The following is a 24,945-nucleotide window of genomic DNA, read 5'->3' as shown; positions in this document are numbered from 1 at the left end:
ATGGATCGACTTTATTCAGGAACGGCTACCAACTGAAAAACCAGACCCAGATGATAAAGAAAAACTGTAAACCCGTTCGTAGCCAGAGATAGTCCGTACCGGGTCCGTTGTAGGTTGCTTTCTGGTAATCCACCCGTTGTAGGGCCGCGTACACATTGGCCGGAAAAATCAGGATAAAGAAAATAATGAGCCAAACGGCCGTCGTATGGCGAAAGGTAGGGAAGAGCAAACCCATAGCGGCGGCTATTTCCAGTACCCCCGTTGCCCAGACAATAATCTTTCGAAAGGGAATAAACGGAGGCAACATCATCGCCATCCCTTTCCAGAAGACAAAGTGGCCCAGAGCCGTAAACAATAACATGACACTCATACCCACATTGGCCGCAAAACGCAGGTGCCAGGCTCCTGACGAGAGCCACACGCCAATGAGGGTAATCAAAGTAAAGGATAGTAAGACAAGAAATGGTTTCATGCGGTAGTTAGGGAAGGATAGAAATGAACAGCAGTCACCGGGCCGATCATTGCGTGAGGTGACTGCTGGGTTACTTACAAAAGTTTATGATCAGGAATGATGGGCGTATCGGGCTGTTCGAGCGTAGCCTGCTGCTGGATGATTTTATTTTCCTGTTTCTCTTCTTTGATCAATTGCTTATTAGTGCGTTCGAACACCTTGAAGAGTACGATCAGATAAGCAATGAGTAACGGACCAATCACCAGACCCAGAATTCCGAACAAGGGAACGCCGAGTACTACCCCCGCCAGCGTAATGAGGGGGTGTACATCGCCCATCCGTTTGGCCAGGACAATCCGCAGGACGTTATCGACATTGGTCAAAACGATAAGTCCGACGAGGAGAATACCGACGCCCTGACCCGTATTGCCCTGCGAAAGAGCAATCAATCCGGCCGGACCCCAGACCAGTGGAGTGCCCAGTACCGGAATGAAACTCAGAAAGAACGAAACGGTACCCCAGAACGCCGCGTCCGGAATATCGAAAACCCAAAGCGTAAGTCCCGTCAATACGCCCTGAATTAAAGAAATCAGGCCCTGACCCAGAATATTGGCGTTCACCATGTTCTTGAGACTTTCCCCCAGTTCATCGTCCGTATCATTGTCGAAAGGCAGGTACCGCCGCAATCCGCCCAGGAATTGTTCTTCCTGCTGGAACATGTAGTACATCGTAAAAAACAGCAAACCCAAGATAATCAGCACGTCGAGCGTACCACCAATGATGGAAGGAAACTGTTGACTGGCCCAACTGGCTCCCTGCTGAATGAGCGACTGGATATTGTCTTCGTCCGTAATGGAAAAGCCCGTCAGGTCTTCCAGCCGTTTCACCAGCTTGAGAATATCCTGGTAATTCTGACTGTAATAGCGAACCCGCCCAATCAGCAGCAAGCTTAGTACTAGAAAAGGAATGATGATGACAATGATGGAAAATAGCAGTAAGCCAATCGTAACGAGTGTCCGATTAAAATTCTTTTTATGAACCAGCGTCGTAAACCAGGGACGAAAAATGACATATAAAATACCGGCTCCGAAAAAAGCCGTAATGTATTGCCGTAAACCGGCGATAATGAAGCCCGTAATCACTACAAGACTAAAAACGAGCAGATAACGCTGCTGTTTGGGGGTGTAAATAGAAGCCATACATTGAAGGGGTGAAATGCTGCTTGCAAATGCAGGAGGTCTTAAAAAAATAATGCCCTATTCCGTAGAAGACTGCATAAAAGCTTATTTGACACAAAGAAATGCTTTCTTCCAGCGAAAATGTTCGTACGAATAAGTGTTACTTTGTCAAAGGACGCCAAAACGCAAACCGCCCAACCTTGCGTGGCTCCAGTAGCTAAACCAAATGACGCATGAGTTTTGAGAAAATTACCCTCGAAGTAACCCAATTGGCGAAAGCTGCCGGTGAATTTATGCTGGCAGAACTCAAACACTTCGATCCCACGAAAATCGAGCACAAATACGGCGAAAATTTTAATCTGGTTTCGTACGTCGATAAGGAAACGGAAAGTCGGCTAGTCGAAGGACTTGCCGGACTTTTACCAGGTTCGGGTTTCATCACCGAAGAAGGAACAGTAGAGCAGGCCACCGATCAGGAATTTGTCTGGGTAATCGATCCCCTGGATGGTACGACAAACTTTCTGCACGCCTATCCGCAGTTTTGTACTAGCATTGGCTTGTTGCAGGGCGGCAAACCCGTAGCGGGGATCATTTACGAGCCCTTCCGGGATGAAATGTTTTATACCTGGAAAGACGGCGGAGCCTGGTTGAACAAAGAACGCCTGTCGGTATCCAAAGTAGACCGGGTACAGAGCAGTTTGCTGGCCTGTGGTTTCCCCAGTCGTCAGAATCAGAAGACCGAAGCGTACATGAACATGATTCTACGGATTACGAAAGAATCGCACGGGTTCCGGCGAATCGGCTCGGCCGCCCTTGATCTGGCGTATACGGCCCGCGGCTGGTTTGAAGGTTATTTTGAATACAACATCAATAGCTGGGATATTGCGGCTGGTATCTTGCTGGTACAGGAAGCCGGTGGTACGGTTACTGATTTCAAAGGCGAAGAAAACTACCTCTTCGGTGGCGAAATCATCAGTTCCAACGGTCGCATTCATCAGGAATTGATTGACATGATTAGCGAAAGTATGGCCTAGTCCGAACAAAAAGGTTTGACTTCAGCGTTATACGCTCAAAGACAGAAGAAAGCATGGAAACACTCGTCATCGGAATGTTATTCGTCGGTGCCCTGGCGTACCTGGGGAATCAGTTCAGAAAGCAGTTCAGCCTGCGGAAAACCGGCGGTTGTGCCAAAGGTTGCGGGTCCTGCGGAGCGATTAAATTCGACGAGTCCAAGCTGCCTCCCATCCAGAAAGTGAACTAACGAGCAGAAAAATAGAAAAGCCCCAACGAATTCCCTTCGTTGGGGCTTTTTGTATGCTAGTGCAACTTTACTGAAGTACAGGTTTCTCCGTGAGTTCCTGCAGCAGAGCGTTTAATACGGCTTTCAGATCGGCTTCGGTTTCCGGCCTGTCCATCTTCGTACGGGCGTGAGAAATGAGTAAACTGGTGTTTTCCAGAATACGGGCTCCCAGGATACCTAAGGTCAGTCGCAACGATTCGTGGGCTTTTTCACCCAGTATCGAAGCCGTAATCACCGCCGTAGGTTTTTCATGCCATTCGCCGGAAGAGAACGCCGAGGTCCAGTCCAGCAGGTTTTTCAAAACTCCTGGTACGCCGAATACGTATTCCGGAGAACAAAAGACGAGTGCATCCGCTGCCAGCAACTGTGTACGAAACTGCTCGACGGCCGCCGGATATTCCGTATAATCCGGATCGAAGGGAGGAATTTGAGCCAGCTCTTCGTAGATCTGCCACGAAACGGTATCAGGTACCCAGTGGGAAATTTTCTCTAAAATTTGCGTATTGGTCGAGGCGGCCCGCAGGCTGCCTGAAATGGCTAGGATCTGATACGGTTTTTCCATGGTGCAAAACATAGGTAAACGGATGAGGCTGAAACAATCATCCAATCTAACGAAAATTCCTCTTTCGCAATAATCGTACCAGTGACGAAAGCCTGCCACGAAGCGTTAACTTGCGGGCAAGAAACGCAGCGGTTGCATGAAAAAACTATTTCTCCTGGACGCGATGGCCCTTATTTACCGGGCTCACTTCGCTTTTGCCAAAACGCCCCGTATTACGTCTACCGGACTGAATACCAGTGCTGTTTTTGGCTTTACAAATACGCTTCTCGAAGTATTACGCAAGGAAAATCCCTCGCATTTAGGGGTGGCTTTTGATACGGCGAAGCCCACGTTTCGCCATACACGTTTTGAGGCATACAAGGCTCAGCGGCAACAACAGCCCGAAGATATTACGATTGCTATTCCGTACGTCAAACGGTTGTGCGAAGCTCTGTGCATTCCGGTACTGATCATGGAAGGCTACGAAGCCGACGACATCATTGGTACGCTGGCCAAAAAGGCTTCGGCGGCGGGCGGCTACGAGGTGTACATGATGACACCCGACAAAGACTACGGACAATTGGTAGAGGAACACGTGAAGCTCTACAAGCCCGCCTTTATGGGGAAGGACGTGGAAATCATGGGTCCCAAAGAGGTCTGTGAACGCTGGGGCATCAGTAATGTCGATCAGGTCGTGGATTTGCTGGGCCTGATGGGCGATGCCGTCGATAATATTCCCGGTATTCCCGGTATTGGCGAAAAAACGGCGGTAAAACTGATTGCGGAATACGGTTCGGTCGAAAACCTGATCGCCAACGTAGATCAATTGAAGGGCAAAATGGCCGAAAACGTTCGGGCATTTGCCGAGCAGGGCCTCTTGTCCAAAGAGCTGGCCCTGATTGAGCAGAATGTACCGATTGAGTTCGATGAAAAAGCTCTGGAACTATGTGAGCCCAACCGCGAAACCCTGTCAGCCTTACTTGATGAACTGGAATTCCGTACGCTTCGTAAACGCTTGCTGGGTGAAGAACCGGCTCCCGCTGAGGCTCCCAAAACGGCTAAATCCAAAGCCCCAACGGCTCAGATGGATTTGTTCGGAGCCGCTCCAGTAGCCGCCATAGCGACGTCGGAAGTAGCGGGGCAGTGGGAAACCACTACGGTTCGCCGGACGGTGCATGATACGGTTCACGATTATCAGTTGATCGATACTCCAGAATTACGGAAATCCCTGGCCCATTACCTCAATCTGCAGGACGCCATTTGTTTCGATACCGAAACAACCGCTTTGTCGGCCATTGAAGCGGATTTGATTGGAATGTCTTTTTCGTACCGCGTGGGCGAAGCTTTCTATGTGCCCGTTCCCGACAACCGGGAGGCGGCTCTCGTCATCCTGGAAGATTTTCGTTCCGTATTCGAAAATGAGGCCGTCGAAAAAATCGCTCAGAACATTAAATACGATCTGACGGTTCTGGCTAACTACGGTGTGGAAGTCGCAGGAAAGCTTTACGATACCATGCTGGCCCATTACCTGATTGAGCCCGAAAAACGGCACAACATGGATATTCTGGCTGAGACATATCTGAATTATACGCCCGTAGCCATTGAAGAACTGATCGGTAAGAAAGGCAAAAATCAGGGGAATATGCGGGATGTGGATATGGAGAAAATCAAGGAGTATGCCGCTGAGGATGCCGATATTACCCTGCAACTCAAGGAGGTACTCAACACCGTACTCCTGCAAAATCCGAAGCTGGTTTCACTGTTTGAGACGGTGGAAATGCCGCTGGCCCGCGTACTGGCTGAAGTGGAAGCCGAGGGTGTACGACTCGACGTTGACTTTTTGAAAGAGCTTTCGCAGCAACTCGACGTAGATTTGCGGGATACGCAGCAACGGGCCTGGGAACTGGCCGGACAGGAATTCAATATCGCTTCCCCGAAGCAGCTGGGTGAAATTTTGTTCGAAAAACTGCACCTCGATCCCAAAGCAAAGAAGACCAAAACCGGTCAGTACATGACGGGCGAGGACGTGTTGCTGGGTCTGGAATCGAAGCACGAAATCGTACGAAAGATTCTGGATTTCCGCGAATTACAGAAACTCAAATCCACCTACGTAGATGCTTTGCCCGCCTTGCTTTCCCCGCGTACGGGTCGTCTGCACACCAGTTTCAACCAGGCCGTAACGGCTACGGGACGGCTGTCGTCCACAAATCCAAACTTGCAGAACATTCCGATTCGTACGCCACGCGGACGGGAAATTCGGAAAGCCTTTATTGCCCGCGATGAGGATCACGTGATTTTGTCCGCCGATTATTCGCAGATCGAATTACGCATCATGGCGGCGTTTTCGGGGGATACCAGTATGACGGAAGCCTTCAATCAGGGGCTGGACGTACACCGGGCAACGGCGAGCAAGGTTTTTCACGTACCGCTGGAAGAGGTAACCGCCGACATGCGACGGAAGGCAAAAACGGTCAATTTTGGGATCATCTACGGGGTATCGGCCTTCGGACTTTCCCAACAGGTAGAAGTATCGCGGACCGAAGCCAAGGAATTGATTGACAACTATTTCCGTGAATTTCCGGCGGTAAAGGAATACATGGATGAAAGCATGGCCAAGGTACGTGAGACGGGCTACGCTGAAACCATTCTGGGCCGTCGGCGGTATTTGCCGAATATCAACTCGGGCAACCAGACTGACCGGGGTTACGCCGAACGCAACGCCATCAATGCTCCGATTCAGGGAACGGCGGCGGACATCATGAAAATCGCTATGGTGAAAGTGCAAGATTTTATTCGGCGGGAAAAATTAAAGTCCCGAATGATCCTTACCGTACACGATGAATTGGTTTTCGACGTTCATAAGAGCGAACTCGACTATCTGCGGGAGCACGTAAATGAGCTAATGGTGCATGCCTTGCCCTTGTCGGTAAAAATGGAAACAGGCATGGGCGTAGGGCAAAACTGGCTGGAAGCTCACTAAACAAAGATATTTAGGAGCGATACGTCCCTGAACATCAGAAGTTAAACTATATTCGTGGCGGTTTGCTGCGTTTGCCCTCGCATCCTTGTACTGTTTTTTAGCTCCATTAACGCATTGTAAACAAACCCAGGAAGTCCATCGTTTTACCCGCCAGAAACGGAATGACTTTCGAACACAAACAATCTCATGAAAAAAAGCTTAATGTTACTGGCTTTGTCAGCCGCCTTCATTTTTGGTTGCAAAAAAGACGACGATAACACGGATACTGGTGGATCAAACGGTACGAAAGTAGCTCTACAGAAGTCATGGCAAGCGGATGAAGTAAAAGGCGTAGCCGCTCCGGTTAATTTGTCTGTTTATAAAAGAAATCGTACGGACAATCTTCCTGACATCGTAGATTTTTCAAAGTTTTATGTCACTTTCAAAGCAGACGGAACATTTGAACGGTCCGAAATCGACAATAGCAATTCCGTAACAACGGGTACCTGGACCTTGAGTGCTGATAATAAAACGATCACAATGGTATCAGCTGGTGGAGGTGGAACTTTAACCTATAATGTAGAAGCCGTAGATAATAACTCGGCGACTTTTAAATACGTTATCAACGTTAAAAATCCGACTGCACTCGACAAAGAGATTATTGTTCGGGCCGGTGCGAAAGGCGTAGTTTTACCCGATGGCTCTTACCTTCTATTTAATGTAAAGCCTAGATAACAAAATTTTGGTATTACGTTCGAAAGGCTGCAAAACACCCGTTTTGTAGCCTTTTTTTACGTCCCAACCTGCTGGAAATCAACCATTACAATCAAAATAACTTCATCTGCATACCTTCCCGCCGAAACTGCGTTAGGTCGTACGCAGGCATCTGGCGGTTGGGCATGTACCGCTGCCGTGAAATCCGGTGGAGTTGATGAATGTGCTCGGCAATGTTGCCCTGACCCATCATGCGTACGTTCCAGCGACTGTCGTTGAGTTGCCCGCCGTGACAATCCCGAATCTGATTCAGGACTTTATCGGCTCGGTCAGGGAAGGTCTTCCGAATCCAGTCCTCGAATAACTCGCCAATCGCTCCATTCAGCCGAACGACGGTCAGGGCCGCCGTAAGGGCTCCGGCGTTTGCCGCCGATTCAATCAGCTTCGGAATTTCATGATCGTTGAGACCCGGAATGATGGGAGCGGTCATCACCCCCACGGGTACACCCGCCGCCGTCAGTCGTTCAATGACCTGTAGTCGTTTTTGAGCCGTAACCGTACGCGGCTCCATGGCCTGCCGTAACTCTTCATTAAGCGTAGTAATCGAAATATAAACGTGGACGAGTCGGTGAGCGGCCAGTTCAGCGAGTACATCCAGATCACGTAAGATCAGAGCATTTTTGGTAATCATGCTCACGGGATTACGGTACTTGGCGAAGACCTTCAGCAAACTTCGTGTCAGCTCAAATTTGCGTTCGGCGGGTTGGTAGCAATCCGTATTACCCGAAAGTTCGATGGGCGTGGGTACCCAGGCCGCTTTTCGAAACTGCTCTTCTAGCAAAGGGGCAGCGTTTCGCTTCACCATAATCTTCGTTTCAAAATCCAGTCCCGCCGAGTAGCCCCAATACTCGTGCGAATTGCGGGCGTAGCAATAAATGCAACCGTGTTCGCAGCCCTGGTAAGGGTTAATGGATTTGCCCATGGGTAAATCCGGGCTGTTGAACGTACTGATGATTTTCTTAGGCGTCTCTGGAATAAACTGCGTTTGCGGAGACGGTTGCAGCACTTCGCTGGGCTCTTCCTCGTAGCGTTGTTTCAGAAAACGGTTGGCTGTATTGAGCTGGGCACCCCGGCCTTTCAAGTAATTTTCCATACATTTGAATGTGTTTTATGTTCAAATGTATACGAAAATGAATTAAAATTTGTAGATCTTGATTGTTTTTGGTTAAATAATTTGATCATTTGTTGGTAAAGCATAAAAAAAGCGATCAAGATTCTTGATCGCTGGAAATGTAGGTTGAAGATGAACTCTTAATCACAATTAAGCATCCATTTGATGCCGTACTTATCAGTAAGCGTTCCAAACTTCGCACCCCAGAATGTATCCTGTAAGGGCATGGTTACCCGACCGCCTTGGGCTAGAACTTTGAAAATGCGTTTGATTTCATCTTTCGAGTTACAGTTGACGTTCAATGTAACCATATTACCACAACGGACCGATTTATGCTGAACGTCGTCGGCAGCCATCAGTTCCAGCGTATCGCTCACCAGTCGGGAGTGCATAATCTTCGATTTTGCGTCGTCCGGAATCTGCATGGGAGAGTTCTCGTAGGTCATACAGTCGAAATCACCACCGAAACATTGCTGGTAAAAATTCATGGCTTCCAGACAGTTTCCACCAAACGTAAGGTATGCTTTAATTTGTGCCATAACTCGAAGAGTAAGAGTTGAGGATCAGCTTAGTAGGTACAAGAATAGAAATAATATTATAATTATTGAAATGTTTATTTGTAATTTTTTTATAGAAAATTATCTAATTATAGTAGCTGCTTAATAGAAGACCACAAAAAAAGTACCCCGGAATATCGGTCCGGGGTACTCCTAAAGCGTTACTAAAAGTCTTCTAGTTGTTCAAATGTTGCCAGATAACATCGTACACATCCGTAGCCACGAGCTGATCTTTGCCGCTGGGCTGATCGGTTATTAGTACCGGATGAAACTCCTGCGGAGCCAGTACCGCACCGTGGGATCCTTTCACCAGCGTAGCATCCAGCGGAATAACATCCATCAGATATCGGAAGCCCATGAGTTTGCGAGCTAACTTGTACCCCGCCCTTAGTTTAATCAGCGGATTGGCCGGGTCCATGAACATCTCTACCGGGTCATAGCCAGGTTTACGGTGGATGTCCACCAGATGAGCGTAATCCGGGGCTTTTTTATCGTCGAACCAGTAATAATAGGTAAACCAGCTATCGGTTTCGGCCATCACGACCAGATCACCCGCCCGGTCGTGGTCAATGTGGTGTTCGCGTTTGCCCGCCTCGTCGAGTACCCATTTCACGCCCGGTACTTTTTCCAGCAGCTGTTTCACGAAAGGAATCCGGGATTTGTCTTTCACGTACACGTGAGCAATCTGGTGATCGCAGGCCGCAAAGGCTTCCGATACCCCAGCATCCAGCAATTCATACCAGCGTTCCTGCCGGACGGAAATCAGTCCCGCTTCCCGCAAAATACGATTCAGGTGGACGGGCCGATTTACATCGTTGATGCCGTATTCCGAAAGCAGAATGATACGGGCGTTTTTCTTCTGATAATGCGTAATAAGCTGTTCCAGTACGCGGTCGATCTCTCTTAATTCGTTCTGAATTTTTGAGAAATCGACGCCGTATTTTTGTAAACAATAATCCAGGTGCGGTAGGTAAATCAACGTTAACGTAGGATTGTGCTGCTCGTCCACGAATAACGACGCGTCGGCAATCCATTGCGTGGATTTGATATTGGCGTTTGGTCCCCAGAAACTAAACAGCGGAAACTGACCAAGTTTAGCCTGTAACTGATCCCGTAGTTCGGGTGGATAACTATAACAGTCGGGAGCCTTCACGCCATCGGCGTGGTACTGGGGCCGGGGCGTTACGGACCAGTCCGCCGAGGAATACATGTTGTACCACCAGAACATCTTGGAAACCGTAAACGAAGGATCCACTTTACGGGCGGCTTCCCAGATTTTCTCGCCTTTCACCAGGTGATTGGACTGCTTCCAAAACTTTACTTCGGCGTCTTCGCGGTCATACCAGCCGTTGGCAACAATACCGTTTTCACTCGGCCATTTGCCCGTTACGTACACGCTTTGCGAAGTCGTCGTAACGGCAGGTAGTACGGGGGTAATGGTTTGTATAGTTCTCGTCTTAAGGTAATTACTCAGAAATGGCGTATACTCGCCAATGACGCTCTGACTAAGCCCTACGACATCAATTACAACGGTCTTTTGCATGATTTTCTTAAAACAGGAATCCGCTTAATTCAGGTTACGTACATTACCTTCTACCTGGGCGAGCGTCCATTTCAGTTCCCGAATGATCGACTCTTCGATCGGCAACTGCGATTCGGGTGGCAGAACTCCCCAGGTATACGTTTCTACTTCCAGATGTTCGGTAAAGGGCTTGCGTTGCTGCCGATTCAATACCCGAACAATGTCGTCGCGGGTGGAATTCAATAAGCCGTATTGCTCCACAAACAGCGGAACGTGGTAGTGAATCCGCCATTCGCCCGTGGGCGTACCGTCCCACAGAGCCTGGTTGAGGTCGGGATATTTCAACAGCGTTCCCTGGTGCTGGGCTACCACCTGATGCAGGTAGGTCGGCTCGTCGAACCGACTCATTAGCTCCATTTTCTCCGAAACATAATTTTCAAAATCAACTTTCAGAGCGGAACTGATCTGGATTTTACCAATGCCAATGCCTTCGGCTTCGAAGCGATCAAGGGCTTCGTCGGGATTTTCGAATTCCACCGCGAAATGGCAAACGTCGTAACACACCTGAATGTGCGTCCGTAGGGCTGCTTCGGCTTCGGCTTCGCTTAATCCGGCTTTTTGTACGAGATAGGGTACGCCATCAAAAATGAGCTGTCCGTTGAACCATTCGATAAATTCCGCTGAATTCTCCAGTAAGCCATCGGGCTCGGGTTCAATGTCGAGGTGGAGAACCTGCCCGGTCGCCTGATTGATTCGGACCAGTTCAACCACCACTTCGAGCATGTGGTGCGTAGCCTGCTGAAAAGCTTCGGTTCGCGTGAGTTCCGTTGGCCACCAGTGGCGATAGGTCAGGGGCGAAGTGGAGATACCACCCCGCATCCCCGCGGGCAACAGCTGCGAGAGAATCTGAAAAAGCCGGATAGTATAATCCCGTCGCTCGGGCTGAATCCAGTCGGGAGCGTGAACATCTTCTTTGACCCGCGTATCGTGAAAGCCTCCGTAGGGAAAACCATTCATGGTGAATACGTAGGCTTTCTGCTCACTTAGCCACTCCTGAAAGGGCTTCAGGTTACTTTCCAGCAGCAAATCCTTGCTGGCTAGACCCGCCACGCGTAAGCCCATACCAAATGCTTTGTCCGGAGCAACGGCCTGGCGAATGAGTGGAATACTGGTTTGCAGAGCAGAGAAATGATCGTCCCAGCGTTCGCCGGGATGAATATTGCTACAGTACGTCAGATGACCCAGGGAGGTTTTCATAGCTTATCTTTTGGGTTTGAGGTTCGAACTAGGTGGGTGTCAGGGTGCAAAGGTACCGGGTTCTGGGGTACCAGGGGTTTCACCCCTGGCTAATGAGAGGGAACCCTCCGGGGTTTTGCGATTGATGAAGGAAAATGGTTGAATCAAAAGTAAAACAATGGTCAAACCTGAGACAATCATCAAACCTGAAACCAATTAAACCTTCTCAAACGTCACACCACTTGCAAACCCTAATTTACACCGTTTCCCCCTGTAAAGCCATGACGGCTTTCTGAATAAGTACAGTATCCATTTCGTGAACCTCCACGCCTACGCCGATGGCATCGAGTAGAGTGATCGTCAGGCGACCGCCCAGGTGTTCCTGAAATTCCCGTAATCCGTTGATAAGATGGACGGAATCCTGTTCCGCCAGAGCGGGATGATATAGCTCGAAACCCAGTTCGTGCAATACCTGAATGACGCGTTGCGTATCGGTTTCGGACAGACGACCCGTCAATTGCGAGTAATAGGTATCCAAAGCTATGCCAATGGCTACAGCTTCCCCGTGACGAACTTCAAAATGGGTCAGGTATTCCAGCTTGTGAGCCGCCCAGTGCCCAAAGTCCAGCGGACGGGCGGAACCACTTTCAAAGGGATCGCCACTGCTGATGTGCTGCATGTGTAATTCGGCACAGCGATGAATGAGGTATTGCATGGCCGCTGCGTTGCGTTGAGCCAGAGCTTTGGCATTCGCTTCGAGCCACTCGAAAAAGACTTTATCCTTGATGAGAGCCACTTTAATCGCTTCGGAAATACCGGAACGCCAGTCGCGGTCGTCGAGCGTACGCAGAAAATCCGTATCGTTGAAGACAGCAACGGGCGGAGCGAAGGTGCCCAGAAAGTTCTTCTTACCCCGGTAATTGATCCCGTTTTTCACGCCAACCCCCGAATCGTTCTGAGATAATACGGTCGTTGGAATCCGGATGTGTTTGACGCCCCGATGCGATACGGCGGCGGCGTAACCCACCAGATCGAGTACGGCACCCCCCCCAATGGCGGCTACGAACGAGTGCCGGTCAATGCCGTACTGATCGACGGCCTCGACGATCTGATCAAACAGAGCCGGAGCGTTTTTTGCCGCTTCGCCGCCGGGAATAATCAGCCATTCGGGAACGAGTGAAAGCGTGGGTACAGATTCGAAATAGTGCGTAATCTGGCTTTGTAAGGTCGGATGAGCCGCTAGGACACCCGAATCGATACAGAAGAATATCTTTTTGCGAAAATCACGTTCGCCGTATTGACTGAGGAAATCCCGAAGTTTTGGATTCTGAGGATCAAATAACTGCTGCGTGAAGATCACCGGATACGAAAAGGTGACTGCAAATCGCTGCTGAATGGTTTCCATGGACTGAGTTTAAAGCGGTGCACCGCATGAGTTTACAGTTTTCGGTTTACAGTTTTCAGTTTTAGATAGCTTATCCGTCGGTTTCAACACAAGCATATAGAAACCTTTGATTCGGAACAATGCTACAGTTTGTTGACTTACACGCATGGAATACATTGAAAACTCTAAACTGAAAACGGTAAACTCAAAACGCTCTACGTTACGGCGAACCACTTGGCTAGTTGTAACGAGAATGGTAACAAGAGTAAAGTAGCCAGGGCCAGGGGCCAGGCTCCGAAAGCCATACACCAGGCCGCGTTCATTAAAATAAGGGAGAGTACGCCCGCTTTTACGGCCTTGCCAATGTTGGGCCCAATGGGATTCTGATACGCTCGCAGGAGAGGTCTGAATACCATAACGGCGTGTAACAAAACCAGCGGTACGGTTTCCAATACATGTCCCTGGGTATAACCTATGTAGAGTTGAGCCAGTTCAACCACGGCAAATAAAATTCCCGCGAATAACATGGTCCGCGAGTGCCCGCCGTGCACTTCGCCCCGGCTAATCATGGTAACGGCTGCAATGAAAATAATGGGAAGAAATCCAAGTCCATACCATTCGAACATGGCATCAGGAATGATACTAATCCCTAACAGGAGATTTAAGCCCCGGCATAAGCCCATGTTGAGGGGGCCGAGGATGGAGTCGTGTTTGGCGAAACGATTGTAACTCAGGGTAAGTACAGCAATGGCCGCCGCGAGAATACCGCTTTCGGTACTGCACAGACTGGCCGCAGCGATGCCCAGTAAATGCAAAAGCGTCCCCTGAAAAATGGCGGCTTCGATGGGTACCTGCCCACTGGGAATGGGTCGTTCGGGCCGCTCGACGGCATCGAGTTGGGCGTCGAATACATCATTGAAAACGACACCACCGCCGTATAGACCAATCGTGGCAAAGCTCAGGGCAAGAAAGGGTTGCCAGTCAAATACAGTCGAAAGTACCCCGGCGATGGCGGCCCCCGCCCATACATCCGCAATGGACGTAACAATGTTGGCGGGCCGCATCAACTGGAGGTAGGGCTTAATGGTCAAGACTTTAGTAGGCTATTAATACGATTATCGAATGAAATGCGAAACGTTCAAACCGAAAAGGCTAGCAATTTAATCAACAAGGTTGACAAATGGACGGCTTGAGGTGTGAAAATGGTTGTTGGTTGATCGTTATGAGTTGTTAGTGAATAAGTGGAATAGACGACAAAATCTGAAACCCCTTCCCCAGTCTTCAATGCAGAAAGAAACGTCTGGTGAGGAATACCTAAGGTGTCTGTTTTCACAACGCTTATTCCACAAAATGACTAACAACTCATAACTACCAACCAACAACTAAAAATTCCTAGTTAATAAATAGTGAATCCTTATCGATTCGCGGCTGCTGTCCACCCCGCAGGATCGTATTGCCGTTAAATTTCTGACTCTGATCGATGTCGGCTCCAAACTCTTCTTCAAAAATCTGACCGCTTTTGCCGAAAGCATCCAGTGCATTCTGGTACGTGACAAGGCGAATAGCTTCGTCTGAGATACCTTTCATTTTCATCAACGCGGCCGTTTTAGGAACGGCCAGCGGATCGGAAATACCCCAATCGGCGGCCGAATTGACCATAATCCGCTCGGGGCCGTATTGCCGTACTACCTCAACCATCCGTTCATTGCCCATTTTCGTAAACGGATAAATGGTAAAGGCCGCCCAGAACCCCTGATCGAGTACACTTTTTACCGTTTCCTCATTGTTATGATCGATGATGACCATGGCGGGATCCAGCCCGTGTTCGAGAGCAATGGCCATACTGCGTTCCGTGCCCTGCTTTTTATCCCGGTGCGGCGTATGAATCTGTACGGGAAGATTGGCTTCCTTCGCCAGTTCGAGCTGAAGGCGGTAGTACTTTTCTTCAGCGGGCGTCTGATCGTCGAAGCCAATTTCGCCAACGCCGACCACGCCTTCCTTGTAAATGAACAAAGGCAATACTTCCATCACCTGTTCCGCCAGAGCTTCGTTATTGGCTTCGCGGGAATTCAAACCAATCGTGCAATAGTGTTTGATGCCAAATTGCGAAGAACGGAAGCGTTCCCAACCTACCAGACTACTAAAATAATCCTTGAACGAAGCCACGCCCGTACGCGGTTGCCCGAGCCAAAAGGCGGGTTCAATGAGAGCCACGATTCCGGCGTCGGCCATGGCCTGATAGTCGTCGGTAGTCCGGGAGGTCATGTGTACGTGAGGATCGAAGAACTTCATGCCCTGAATCGACTCGCGATACTGATTCCACTGCAAATTGCTGTGGGTAATTTCTTCTTTATTTTCCTCGAAATGGGAGGGGTTTAATTCGTGCTGACACATAAGCAGTACAATTCCGAAGAATCGATTATAAAACAGTAAAAGCCATTAAGCCAGTTGTGTATCCAGGTGTTCCCAACGCAGTTGCTCCGGATGTTCGACCGGAAATTGTCGCCCCAAGGCACGGGCCGGTTCGAAGTTAGTTTCGCTGCAAAGGAGAGCTGCGGCCTGCCGATCTACTGCCCGGTCGGAGGTAAACAAACGCTGCAGATCGGGCAGCATCGCTTCGTTGACAAAGGGTACGACCATCTGCCAGGCCCGGGCGGGTACGTACCGACCAGCGGCCCAGCGTTCGTGAGCAAAGTCAACCAGAATCCGGGCCAGGGTAGGATTGCTCCGTTCCACCAGTCCAACGATACTGCCCACGGATTTATCGTTAAAAATGGTTTTCATGACCAGCTGGTTCCAGGCTGGTTCGGGAAATTGTTCGGAAGGATAGGGGTTTCCCAAGGCCAGTGCCTCGAATACCAGACCCATGTTGGAGCGAACGGCTTCCGTCGCCCGAAACAGCCAGGTCTCAGGGTAGGGTAGTACGGGCAATGACGCGTACAAGGCGACCAACTCATTCATTTCCGCCGTATCAAAAAGCGTTTCGACCGCTTGAATGAATGCTTCGCGATTCTCCAGAGGCAGCTGTAGTAACAGATAAAGACGCGTTACCCGGTCGAGCGGCCAGGCCATTAACCGGAATCCGGGACGGAGTTCGGCCAGTTCTTGCCGACGTTCAGCCGAGAGTGATACGGGTTGTTTGCCCGTGAAACGGGGAGCGGCTACAAAAGCCATGAGCAGGGCCGAAGTACTGGAGCGGTCTACGCGGGAGAATAGCCATTGCCGGCCGTTCTCGGGAAGCTGTTCAGTCAGAATTTCCTCCAGCCTTTGTCGGAGTAGTTGTATAGAATCAAGAGGCACAGTCATACGCAGAAAAACCGGTCGGGCCGGGTTCAATCATTTCCTGCAAAAATACCAAAGCGTTTCGAGTTTCTATTTGATTTATATCATTGATGCGACTGAACTAGGTTTTTTGAGGGATGAAGCCGGGAAGGGTGCAAACCAAAAGAATCCGAAAGCTCTACCGCTTCCGGATTCTTGGACTAAAGGACTGGTAGTTTAATTAACTAAGTAGATCCATACGATCGAACCCCTTTTACTCAACAAACCCACCAACAACTTATAACAATCAACCAATAACTACTTCTTCAACAGCCACTTACTCAACTCCTTCGCCGCTTTGAAGTTTTCAAATTCCATCGGCAGGCGTTTACCGTTGAGGTACTCGTTATAAATCCAGGGATCCCCTAGTACAAAAACACGACCTTTACCTACTTCAGCTACGGCCATAATCTGGTCGCCATTGGCGGTCAGTACGGGTTTGGCCGGGGCTTTCGTCGTTAGGGTAACCACCTCTTTTACGAAGATTTTTTTCGTATTGCCGAACACGGGATGATTGCCCTCAAACACAAACTTACCCTGGTCATACACGTTGTTTTTTACCATGTTGACGTTTTTGTCGGTGAATTGAATGCCAAACTTTCCCGCCAGAATATTGAAGTTTTTGATCTCCGCGTTGGATGTATCATTCGCCAGCAGTACCAGCGTACCACCTCCTTTTACCCAATCGGCAATCACTTTGGCGTAAGCCTCGGTCATGTAATTGGGCTGAGGCGTTTCCTTTTTCGTATCCGGATCAACGATGATATAGACGTTCAGTTTTTTGAGCGAAGCCGCCGTCGGAGCTTCGGGTACGGATACCGTTTTAGCTCCGTAATCCCGGAAAATGCTGCCCCAGAGTGAATAGCCCGAGTCGCGGTAATCTTCCCAGGTGTAGTGAAAACGCTCGCCTTTGCTGGTACGCTCGTTGTTGAAGAAGTAATCCAGCCCTACGGTTTTGCCCTTACCCACGCTAAGCTCCGGAATGGTTTCCACTTCGATACTGGCCAAAATGAAGGGACCAACGCCTTTCAAATCATCCAGCCGAATCTTTTCGCTCAGGTAATACTCGTAACTGCCATCGCGGTACGGATCGCCGCCGAGGCCCCCCACACTCACCGTTTTATCGAGGTGTACCAGTCCCTTATCATCGGTTTTGATGAATTCTTTCAGCATACCCGCGTACCCTTTCTGGGCGGCTTTCAGGTACGAAGCATCCAGCAGACCCGTGCGGACGCCTTTCGCCAAGCCGTACACGAACATGCTCGAAGCCGACGCTTCCAGGTAATTTCCTTCCTTGCCGCCTTTGTCGGTTACCTGCCACCAGCAGCCACTGGCCGGGTCCTGATACTTGACGACGGCGGGCATCAATCGTTTGTAAATGGCTACCAGTTCCGGCCGTTTGGGATGGTCCATCGGGAAATAATCCAGTACGTCCACCAGAGCCATCACGTACCAGCCAATGGCCCGTCCCCAGAAGTTCGGCGACTTACCCGTTTTCGGATCGGCCCATTTTTGCTGGCGACTTTCGTCGTAGGCGTGGTAGAGCAGTCCCGTTTTTTCATCGCGGGAATTCTTTTCCATCCAGATAAACTGATTGGCAATGTTGTCGAAGTGTTTCGGCTCCTTGAAAATCAGGGCGTATTCGGCAGAAAAGGGTTCAGCCATGTATAAGCCATCCAGCCACATCTGATTAGGATAGCGTTTTTTGTGCCAGTACCCGCCTTCTTTGGTACGGGGCTGCGTTTCCAGCTGACTATGCACAAACTGAGCCGCTTTGAGGTACTTTTCCTTACCCGTTTGCTGGTAAAGCATCAGCAGAAGACGCCCCGTAGGAATATTATCGATGTTGTAATCGTCGAATTTATAGGTGCGAATGTCGCCCTGATCATTCACGTACGCATCGATACTTTTCTGGATGTAATGAAAGTATTTGCCATCGCCCGTACGTTCCCAGACCCGGTTGAGGGCATTAAGCAGTACCCCCTGTTCGTAATTCCAGTGGTTGGATTTGAGAACCTGTACCGTAGACGAATCAGCAGCCTGGGCGAGCATGGAGTTAGCCATCCGCACGGACCAGGGTTCCTGAGCGTACGTACCCAGGGCCAGTACCGTACCAAGGATGCTTAGTACCAAACGACGAAGAAACATAGCAAGTAAAATAGGAGTGAATACACTTTCCTAAAAGATGCCCGTTTCCGGGAAAAGCCCCTAGAGTAGGTACAAAATTTCGCCTCGTACCTACGCTCAGTATGCTATCAATGTACTCCTTAATACGCCGCCCATTGCATCAGTAATCCCGTCAGATACCCGCAGTAGGTACCGATGGCGTACCCTAAAATAGCCAGCAACACGCCTACCGGAGCCAGGGAAGGGTGGAAAGCCGCCGCTACTACGGGAGCCGAAGCGGGCCCGCCGATAGCTGCCTGCGAACCCACCGCCATGAAGAAAAAGGGAGCATTCAGGAAACGGGCCGCTATCAGAACGAATAAGCCATGAATGGAAATCCAGATGATACCTACGGCAAACAGGCCCGGATTATCCGCGATAGCCCAGAGGTCCATTTTCAAACCAATGGTAGCGATGAGTATGTACAGAAAAACGCTGCCGATCCGCGAAGCTCCCACGTGTTCAAGCTGGCGTAATGGGGTGAAAGACAATAGGATGCCGGTGATGGTAGCGAAAGATATGATCCAGAAGACTTTGGAAGTCAGGCTAAAGCGTTCCAGAACGGGATATTGTTTCAGAATGGGAACGACGGTATCCGCTACCACGTGTGCAAGCCCCGTTACTCCTAGGCCAAGTCCCAGAATCATCAATAAATCCCGTAATTGGGGAATACGTTCGTTTTGAGCCTGATAGGTTTCGAGTTGAATCTGCACGTCCTTGATGGCCGAAGCGTCGGCTTTGAACAGACGATCGATGGCCAAGGCTTTGCCCGCTCCGTAGATCATCACGGCCATCCACAATTCACCGATGATAATGTCTACCGCAACGCTTTGCGAAAACAGCTTTTCGGAAGGACGGAATATTTCCTTCAGGGCCGCCTGATTGGCTCCGCCGCCGGTCCAGCTCCCGGCAATGGTAGCCAGACCCTTCCAGACGGCATCAGCCCCTTCTCCACCCACGGTTGCCGGAGAGAACTGCTTCACGATCCAGACCGCAATGGGGCCGCCGATCACTACGCCCACAATACCCGCCAGAAAGACCATTACGGTTTTCAAACCCAGCCGTTTCAGCGTTTTCAAGTCCATGGAAAGCGTGAACAGTACCAGCGTGGCGGGTAGGAAGTATTGCGAAACGACATGATAAATGGCCGACTCATCACCTACGACTTGAGGAGAAAACAAACCGGCTGTGGTAAGTAAACCTGGAATAAAGTAACATAGTAAGACGGGAGGAACGAGTTCGTAAAATTTCTTCAGCGAAGGAAATGTGGAAGTGTAAAACACGAGTCCTAATACGGAACATAAAATACCCAGTACTACGGCGTAGTTTGAAATCATTAGATCAAGCGGACAATGAGAAGAATAAAAGATGCGAAATAAAGGGAAAGCATTGGTAAACGTTTGGCAAATGCCAAAAACCGTAGATTTTTCGCTCAAAAAAAACACGCAATCCCCAGCGAGGTTGCGTGTCAGAATTACACTTCATCAACAAACTAAAAACCAAATAAAACTACTGCCATTTCTTGGCTATTCCGAATAATATAGGCAAAAAATTCTTACGGACGATAGATCCGTGAGAAAAATGCCTGTAAATGTTTTTTGGAATAAATGGTACTAAGAGCTGTAGGAGAAGGATTCGAACCTCCACGAAGCGGTTAGATACAGCACAAAATTTGGTGGTCAACCCCAGTCGGACTTGCCCGGCTTTATACTGATTTTTTCCCGAACTCTTCACCCCCGAGACAGGAGGGCATGGCTGCCAATTTCATCACCCTACAGTGTGGAACAGCTTGTCGCTTTTGACATGACAAAGGTACGGCAATTGGAAAGCGTTTTGCAAGAGTTGCAGTAAAAATTTATAAAATTTACGATATTATTAATTTTTAGCTCTTATTATTGTTTAGTTATTAATGAAATTGCTAAACCGATGGATCGAAATTACGAGATTGATAACGTAGACCTGAAGATTCTGGGCTTGCTCATGCAGGACGCTACCATGCCTTATACTGAAATTGGCAAGCGAATTTTCGTTTCGGGGGGGACTGTGCACGTTCGCATGCGGAAAATGGAGCAGATGGGGATCGTGAAAGGTTCTACGCTGATGATTGACCACGCCAAGCTCGGCTGGGATATTTCAGCGTTTCTAGGTATCTATCTGGATAAAAGTTCGCTGTACGCCGAAGTAGCCGAAAAGCTTTCTCTGATTCCGGAAGTCGTGAACATTCACTATACCACGGGGATTTATTCCATTTTCGCCAAAATCGTTTGCCGGGATACGACGCACCTGCGGGAGGTACTGCACGATAAAATTCAGAAAGTGGCCGGAATCCAGCGAACCGAAACGTTTATTTCGCTGGAAGAGAGCGTTTCACGGCCCGTTCCCTTCGCCGAACCCGTGCAGGGGTAAATTTATCCTCACGGAGGAACGTTCTACCGCTGGTTTTGTTATATTTTTGCATAAATCTCTGACAAGCAAACATGGCGAAGGAAGCAGATATCCTAGAAGAAATCACCAGTTCCGAATATAAATACGGGTTTGAAACCCTGATTGAAGCTGACGAAGCTCCAGTTGGGCTTAGCGAAGATATTGTACGATTTATTTCGGCGAAGAAAAACGAACCCGAGTGGATGCTGGAATGGCGGTTGAAAGCCTACCGCCTGTGGTTGGAAATGAAAGAGCCAAATTGGGCTAACGTTGATTACCAGAAAGTAGATTATCAAAGCATTAAATATTACTCGGCTCCCAAGCAGAAGAAAACGGTGGAGTCGTTAGACGATATTGATCCGGAATTACGCCGTACCTTCGAACGCCTGGGTATTTCTCTGAAAGAGCAGGAGCGGATCGCTGGAGTAGAGCGTCTTTCGGGGGTAGCCGTAGATGCCGTTATTGACTCGGTTTCTATTGCCACGACGTTTAAAAAGGATCTGGCCGAACGCGGGATCATTTTCTGTTCCATGACGGAAGCCATTCATGAGCATCCTGAGCTGGTAAAGAAGTACTTGGGTTCTGTAGTGCCCGCGAAAGATAACTTCTTTGCGGCCCTGAACGCTGCTGTGTTCTCCGATGGTTCGTTCTGTTACATTCCCAAGGGCGTACGTTGCCCGATGGAGCTTTCCACGTACTTCCGGATTAACGCGGCAGGTACGGGTCAGGTCGAGCGGACGCTGATCGTCGCCGATGAAGGTAGCTACGTCAGTTACCTGGAAGGATGTACGGCTCCGATGCGGGACGAGAATCAGCTGCACGCGGCTGTCGTAGAGCTGGTCGCTTCTGAAAACGCAGAGATCAAATATTCAACCGTACAGAACTGGTACCCCGGCGATAAAGAAGGAAAAGGAGGGATTTATAACTTCGTAACCAAACGCGGGATCTGCGATGGTGCGAACGCCAAAATTTCCTGGACGCAGGTGGAAACAGGCTCGGCTGTAACCTGGAAATACCCCTCGGTTATCCTGAAAGGGGATAACTCCATTGGTGAATTTTATTCCGTAGCGGTTACGAATAATTTCCAGCAGGCGGACACGGGTACCAAGATGATTCACATCGGAAAGAATACCAAATCACGGATCGTTTCGAAGGGAATCTCGGCTGGCCGCTCGCAGAACTCCTACCGGGGTTTAGTGGAAGTTATGAAACGGGCCGAAAATGCTCGTAACTTCTCCCAGTGTGATTCGTTACTGTTGGGTGATAAATGCGGAGCCCATACGTTCCCGTATATCGAAGTGAAAAACAGCACGGCAACGGTAGAGCACGAAGCTACTACTTCTAAAATTGGAGAAGATCAGTTGTTCTACTGTAATCAACGTGGTATTCCTTCCGAAGCCGCCGTTGCTTTGATTGTAAACGGATACGCCAAGGAAGTACTGAACCAACTGCCTATGGAATTTGCGGTTGAGGCTCAGAAACTACTCGAAATTAGCTTGGAAGGTAGCGTAGGATAATCTGCAGAAGTAGCGACGGAATACGAATCATACGAGTGACCTTTTACAGTATTGTAAGGAGCATTAATAACGCTCAATTCTGATACAAAAATCAAAAACCCCTGCCTTCCCAAAGGTGGGGGTTTGTTTTACCAAAGACTTGAAGGGGTATGAGTACTGAACCCGAAGAATTAGAAGACGAATTATATGAACACCACCGGATCCTGGTGGATGCGGGGCAGAAATTGACCCGTATTGATCAGTTTCTGACGGAGAAAATTCCGAACGCTACCCGTACTAAAATTCAGGCGGGCATTGAAGCGGAAGGTGTCAAAATAAATGGCAAGGCAATCAAGCCCAGTTATAAAGTGAAACCGCTGGATGAAATTGTCATTTCCTTACCCAAGCCCCCACGGGCTGAAAACGAACTGATTCCGCAGGATATTCCACTGGACATTCGTTACGAAGACGACGATATACTGGTGCTTTACAAACCCGCGGGTATGGTCGTTCATCCAGCGTACGGAAACTGGGATGGCACCTTGGTGAATGCTCTTATTTACCACTTTCAACACCTGCCCACGGGACGAAACGGTGAGATTCGTCCGGGGCTGGTACACCGCATCGATAAAGATACTTCGGGATTAATGGTCGTTGCCAAGAACGATTACAGCATGAGTCACTTGGCCCGGCAGTTTTTCGAGCATACCATCGAACGAACCTATTACGCGTTGGTTTGGGGAGAACCGAAAGAAGACACAGGTACCATTCAGGGCCACATCGGTCGTAGCTCCAAGGATCGGAAAGTGATGGATGTGTATCCCGACGGAGACTATGGAAAGCCTGCCGTTACGCACTACAAGGTACTAAAACGCCTGAAGTATGTAAGTCTGGTTCAATGCAATCTGGAAACGGGTCGTACGCACCAGATTCGGGCTCACATGCGGTATCTGGGCCATCCGCTGTTTAACGATGCCATGTACGGCGGTGACCGGATCGTGAAAGGCACCATCTTTACGCGGTATCGGCAATTCGTCGAAAATTGTTTTGCATTATGCCCCCGGCAGGCCTTGCACGCCAAGTCCATCGGTTTCGAACATCCGAAAACCAAAGAATGGCTCCAATTTGACTCTGACCTAGCTCCGGACATCGTAGCCGTCATGGAAAAATGGGAAGCCTATAGTCAGGGGTAGGGTTCTAAGTTTTCAGTTTAGAGTTTTTAGTTTTCAGTAGCTTGTAAGGGCGTTCAGGCACCATTTGTCATCGAATACACTGGAAACTAAAACTTCCATCAAACCTGAAAATTTATAACGACGCCTATTGAAAACCTCAAACCCTAAACGCTTCCATGAGTACGATTATTCGCCGGGCGACGCCCGCAGATGTACCTTCGATTTATCAATTAATTGTAGAGCTGGCGGAGTACGAAAAAGCTTTACACGAAGTCAAAAATACACCCGAGCAGTTACTGAAAGATGGCTTTGGTGAGCAGCCCTTATACGGCACCATTGTAGCAGAAGTAAACGGTGAAGTGGTAGGAATGTCGTTGTACTACTACCGCTATTCGACCTGGAAAGGCAAACGCCTGTACCTCGAAGATCTGATCATCAAAGAAGCGTATCGCGGGTACGGTTTAGGCAAGCGACTTCTGGAAGCCACCGTGGAAGAAGCTCGGCAAACCCAGTGCTCGGGTCTGATGTGGCAGGTACTAGACTGGAACGAACCTTCCATTGAATTCTACAAGAAATTCGGAGCTAAGCTCGATGGCGAGTGGATTAACTGCCACGTCGATTTATAAACAAAAGCCCCGGTATCAGCCGGGGCTTTTGTTTATAAGGGCTTTAAATTACTGGATTATTAACAAAAACAGCTCCATCAGGGTGGAGCTGTTTGAGAAATATTACTGTGAAGGTAGGCAATCCAGTATACTTTAATCGAGATGATAAATCTCCCGGATATTTTCAAGTAACTTGATAAAGTCGATCTCCAAATCGATCAGTTTACCTGAGTGTACGTCAAAGACCCAGCCATGAACCGTAAGATCCCGATCCCGGCGGGCTCTCTGTACCTCAGCCGTTTTCAGAACATTGATACATTGTTCCTGTACGTTCAGTTCTACCAGTCGCTTATAGCGTGACTCCTCGTCTTCAATCTTGTTGAGTTCATCTTTATGAGTCCGGTATACATCACGAATATTTCTTAACCATGGGTTTAGAATTCCCAAGTCAGCTGATTTCATAGCTGCCTGGACCCCTCCGCAATAGTAGTGACCGCAAACCACAATATGATTGACTTTGAGGTGATCCACTGCATAGTTAATCACTGACATTACACCTAAATCAGTATTGGGAACCATATTAGCGATGTTCCGGAGCACAAAGACATCACCCGGAGATAAACCCATCAGTTCTTCGGCGGATACGCGGCTATCGGAACAACCGATGTAAAGAATGTCCGGCGTTTGTCCTTTCGATAGGTCATTGAAATAGGATGGGTCTATATCTAGCTTCTTCTGAACCCAGTCC

General features: G+C 49.0%; 22 protein-coding genes. 8 read left to right on the top strand and 14 right to left on the bottom strand.

From position 1 onward, the window contains the following. Positions 1 to 25 precede the first annotated feature (25 nt). Complete coding sequence (locus ACOJTG_RS20170; RefSeq protein ID WP_420155466.1) at positions 26 to 472, bottom strand: hypothetical protein; 447 nt, start codon at positions 470 to 472, stop codon at positions 26 to 28. Between the two features lie 74 nt (positions 473 to 546). Then, positions 547 to 1,650: an AI-2E family transporter gene (locus ACOJTG_RS20165; RefSeq protein WP_420155465.1), complete on the bottom strand. Its 1,104-nt coding sequence runs from the start codon at positions 1,648 to 1,650 to the stop codon at positions 547 to 549. Positions 1,651 to 1,862: 212 nt separating this feature from the next. On the opposite strand from ACOJTG_RS20165, the gene ACOJTG_RS20160 reads away from it, so the two are divergent. Then, positions 1,863 to 2,663 carry an inositol monophosphatase family protein gene (locus tag ACOJTG_RS20160; RefSeq protein WP_420155464.1) on the top strand — a complete coding sequence of 267 codons (801 nt, stop codon included), beginning with the start codon at positions 1,863 to 1,865 and terminating at the stop codon, positions 2,661 to 2,663. Between the two features lie 53 nt (positions 2,664 to 2,716). Beyond that, positions 2,717 to 2,890 carry a FeoB-associated Cys-rich membrane protein gene (locus ACOJTG_RS20155; protein WP_104712415.1) on the top strand — a complete coding sequence of 58 codons (174 nt, stop codon included), beginning with the start codon at positions 2,717 to 2,719 and terminating at the stop codon, positions 2,888 to 2,890. Between the two features lie 67 nt (positions 2,891 to 2,957). Here the strand turns inward: ACOJTG_RS20155 and ACOJTG_RS20150 are convergent, their stop codons facing one another. Further along, a complete protein-coding gene (locus tag ACOJTG_RS20150) occupies positions 2,958 to 3,491 on the bottom strand; it encodes an NADPH-dependent FMN reductase (protein WP_420155463.1) in 534 nt (177 codons plus the stop codon). A gap of 136 nt (positions 3,492 to 3,627) precedes the next feature. On the opposite strand from ACOJTG_RS20150, the gene polA reads away from it, so the two are divergent. Both polA and ACOJTG_RS20140 read left to right on the top strand, forming a co-directional pair. Further along, positions 3,628 to 6,450, top strand: coding sequence for a DNA polymerase I (gene polA, locus ACOJTG_RS20145; RefSeq protein ID WP_420155462.1), 2,823 nt, complete (start codon positions 3,628 to 3,630; stop codon positions 6,448 to 6,450). A 186-nt stretch (positions 6,451 to 6,636) separates the two neighbouring features. Beyond that, positions 6,637 to 7,164 carry a hypothetical protein gene (locus ACOJTG_RS20140; RefSeq protein ID WP_420155461.1) on the top strand — a complete coding sequence of 176 codons (528 nt, stop codon included), beginning with the start codon at positions 6,637 to 6,639 and terminating at the stop codon, positions 7,162 to 7,164. A gap of 91 nt (positions 7,165 to 7,255) precedes the next feature. Here ACOJTG_RS20140 and ACOJTG_RS20135 read toward each other — a convergent pair whose 3' ends face one another. From ACOJTG_RS20135 to ACOJTG_RS20090, 10 genes are all read right to left on the bottom strand, one after another. Beyond that, the gene (locus ACOJTG_RS20135) at positions 7,256 to 8,296 is read right to left on the bottom strand and encodes a PA0069 family radical SAM protein (protein ID WP_420155460.1); all 1,041 of its coding nucleotides are present in this window, start codon (positions 8,294 to 8,296) and stop codon (positions 7,256 to 7,258) included. 158 nt (positions 8,297 to 8,454) lie between these two features. Then, complete coding sequence (locus ACOJTG_RS20130; protein ID WP_094808741.1) at positions 8,455 to 8,853, bottom strand: VOC family protein; 399 nt, start codon at positions 8,851 to 8,853, stop codon at positions 8,455 to 8,457. A 193-nt stretch (positions 8,854 to 9,046) separates the two neighbouring features. Then, complete coding sequence (locus ACOJTG_RS20125; RefSeq protein ID WP_420155459.1) at positions 9,047 to 10,414, bottom strand: alkaline phosphatase family protein; 1,368 nt, start codon at positions 10,412 to 10,414, stop codon at positions 9,047 to 9,049. 24 nt (positions 10,415 to 10,438) lie between these two features. After that, a complete protein-coding gene (gene eboE, locus ACOJTG_RS20120; RefSeq protein ID WP_420155458.1) occupies positions 10,439 to 11,650 on the bottom strand; it encodes a metabolite traffic protein EboE in 1,212 nt (403 codons plus the stop codon). Positions 11,651 to 11,885: 235 nt separating this feature from the next. Continuing rightward, positions 11,886 to 13,034: a 3-dehydroquinate synthase gene (locus ACOJTG_RS20115; RefSeq protein ID WP_420155457.1), complete on the bottom strand. Its 1,149-nt coding sequence runs from the start codon at positions 13,032 to 13,034 to the stop codon at positions 11,886 to 11,888. A 194-nt stretch (positions 13,035 to 13,228) separates the two neighbouring features. Continuing rightward, positions 13,229 to 14,104, bottom strand: a complete 876-nt coding sequence (gene eboC / locus ACOJTG_RS20110) for a UbiA-like protein EboC (protein WP_420155456.1) — start codon at positions 14,102 to 14,104, stop codon at positions 13,229 to 13,231. Between the two features lie 301 nt (positions 14,105 to 14,405). After that, the gene (locus tag ACOJTG_RS20105) at positions 14,406 to 15,407 is read right to left on the bottom strand and encodes a TatD family hydrolase (protein ID WP_420155455.1); all 1,002 of its coding nucleotides are present in this window, start codon (positions 15,405 to 15,407) and stop codon (positions 14,406 to 14,408) included. Between the two features lie 45 nt (positions 15,408 to 15,452). Next, positions 15,453 to 16,319, bottom strand: a complete 867-nt coding sequence (locus tag ACOJTG_RS20100) for an EboA domain-containing protein (RefSeq protein ID WP_420155454.1) — start codon at positions 16,317 to 16,319, stop codon at positions 15,453 to 15,455. A 273-nt stretch (positions 16,320 to 16,592) separates the two neighbouring features. After that, entirely contained in the window at positions 16,593 to 18,482 is a 1,890-nt protein-coding gene (locus ACOJTG_RS20095) for a glycoside hydrolase family 88 protein (protein WP_420155453.1), read from the bottom strand. A gap of 119 nt (positions 18,483 to 18,601) precedes the next feature. After that, on the bottom strand, positions 18,602 to 19,837 hold the full coding sequence (locus ACOJTG_RS20090; RefSeq protein ID WP_420155452.1) for a DUF819 domain-containing protein: 1,236 nt from the start codon (positions 19,835 to 19,837) through the stop codon (positions 18,602 to 18,604). Positions 19,838 to 20,426: 589 nt separating this feature from the next. Here ACOJTG_RS20090 and ACOJTG_RS20085 point away from each other — a divergent pair. From ACOJTG_RS20085 to ACOJTG_RS20070, 4 genes are all read left to right on the top strand, one after another. After that, positions 20,427 to 20,906, top strand: a complete 480-nt coding sequence (locus ACOJTG_RS20085) for an Lrp/AsnC ligand binding domain-containing protein (RefSeq protein ID WP_094808735.1) — start codon at positions 20,427 to 20,429, stop codon at positions 20,904 to 20,906. A 71-nt stretch (positions 20,907 to 20,977) separates the two neighbouring features. Beyond that, positions 20,978 to 22,441 carry a Fe-S cluster assembly protein SufB gene (gene sufB / locus ACOJTG_RS20080; protein ID WP_420155451.1) on the top strand — a complete coding sequence of 488 codons (1,464 nt, stop codon included), beginning with the start codon at positions 20,978 to 20,980 and terminating at the stop codon, positions 22,439 to 22,441. Positions 22,442 to 22,590: 149 nt separating this feature from the next. Further along, positions 22,591 to 23,613 carry an RluA family pseudouridine synthase gene (locus tag ACOJTG_RS20075; protein ID WP_420155450.1) on the top strand — a complete coding sequence of 341 codons (1,023 nt, stop codon included), beginning with the start codon at positions 22,591 to 22,593 and terminating at the stop codon, positions 23,611 to 23,613. A 155-nt stretch (positions 23,614 to 23,768) separates the two neighbouring features. Further along, on the top strand, positions 23,769 to 24,218 hold the full coding sequence (locus ACOJTG_RS20070) for a GNAT family N-acetyltransferase (RefSeq protein ID WP_104712382.1): 450 nt from the start codon (positions 23,769 to 23,771) through the stop codon (positions 24,216 to 24,218). A gap of 132 nt (positions 24,219 to 24,350) precedes the next feature. On the opposite strand, the gene ACOJTG_RS20065 is transcribed toward ACOJTG_RS20070, so the two are convergent. After that, the coding region (locus ACOJTG_RS20065; RefSeq protein WP_420155449.1) for a carbonic anhydrase at positions 24,351 to 24,945 on the bottom strand (595 nt) is incomplete at its 5' end.

It is taken from the genome of Siphonobacter sp. (assembly GCF_048595215.1).
Lineage (GTDB): Bacteria > Bacteroidota > Bacteroidia > Cytophagales > Spirosomataceae > Siphonobacter.
The sequence above is the reverse complement of the archived record's forward strand: the minus strand, read 5'-3'. Positions and strand labels throughout refer to the sequence as shown.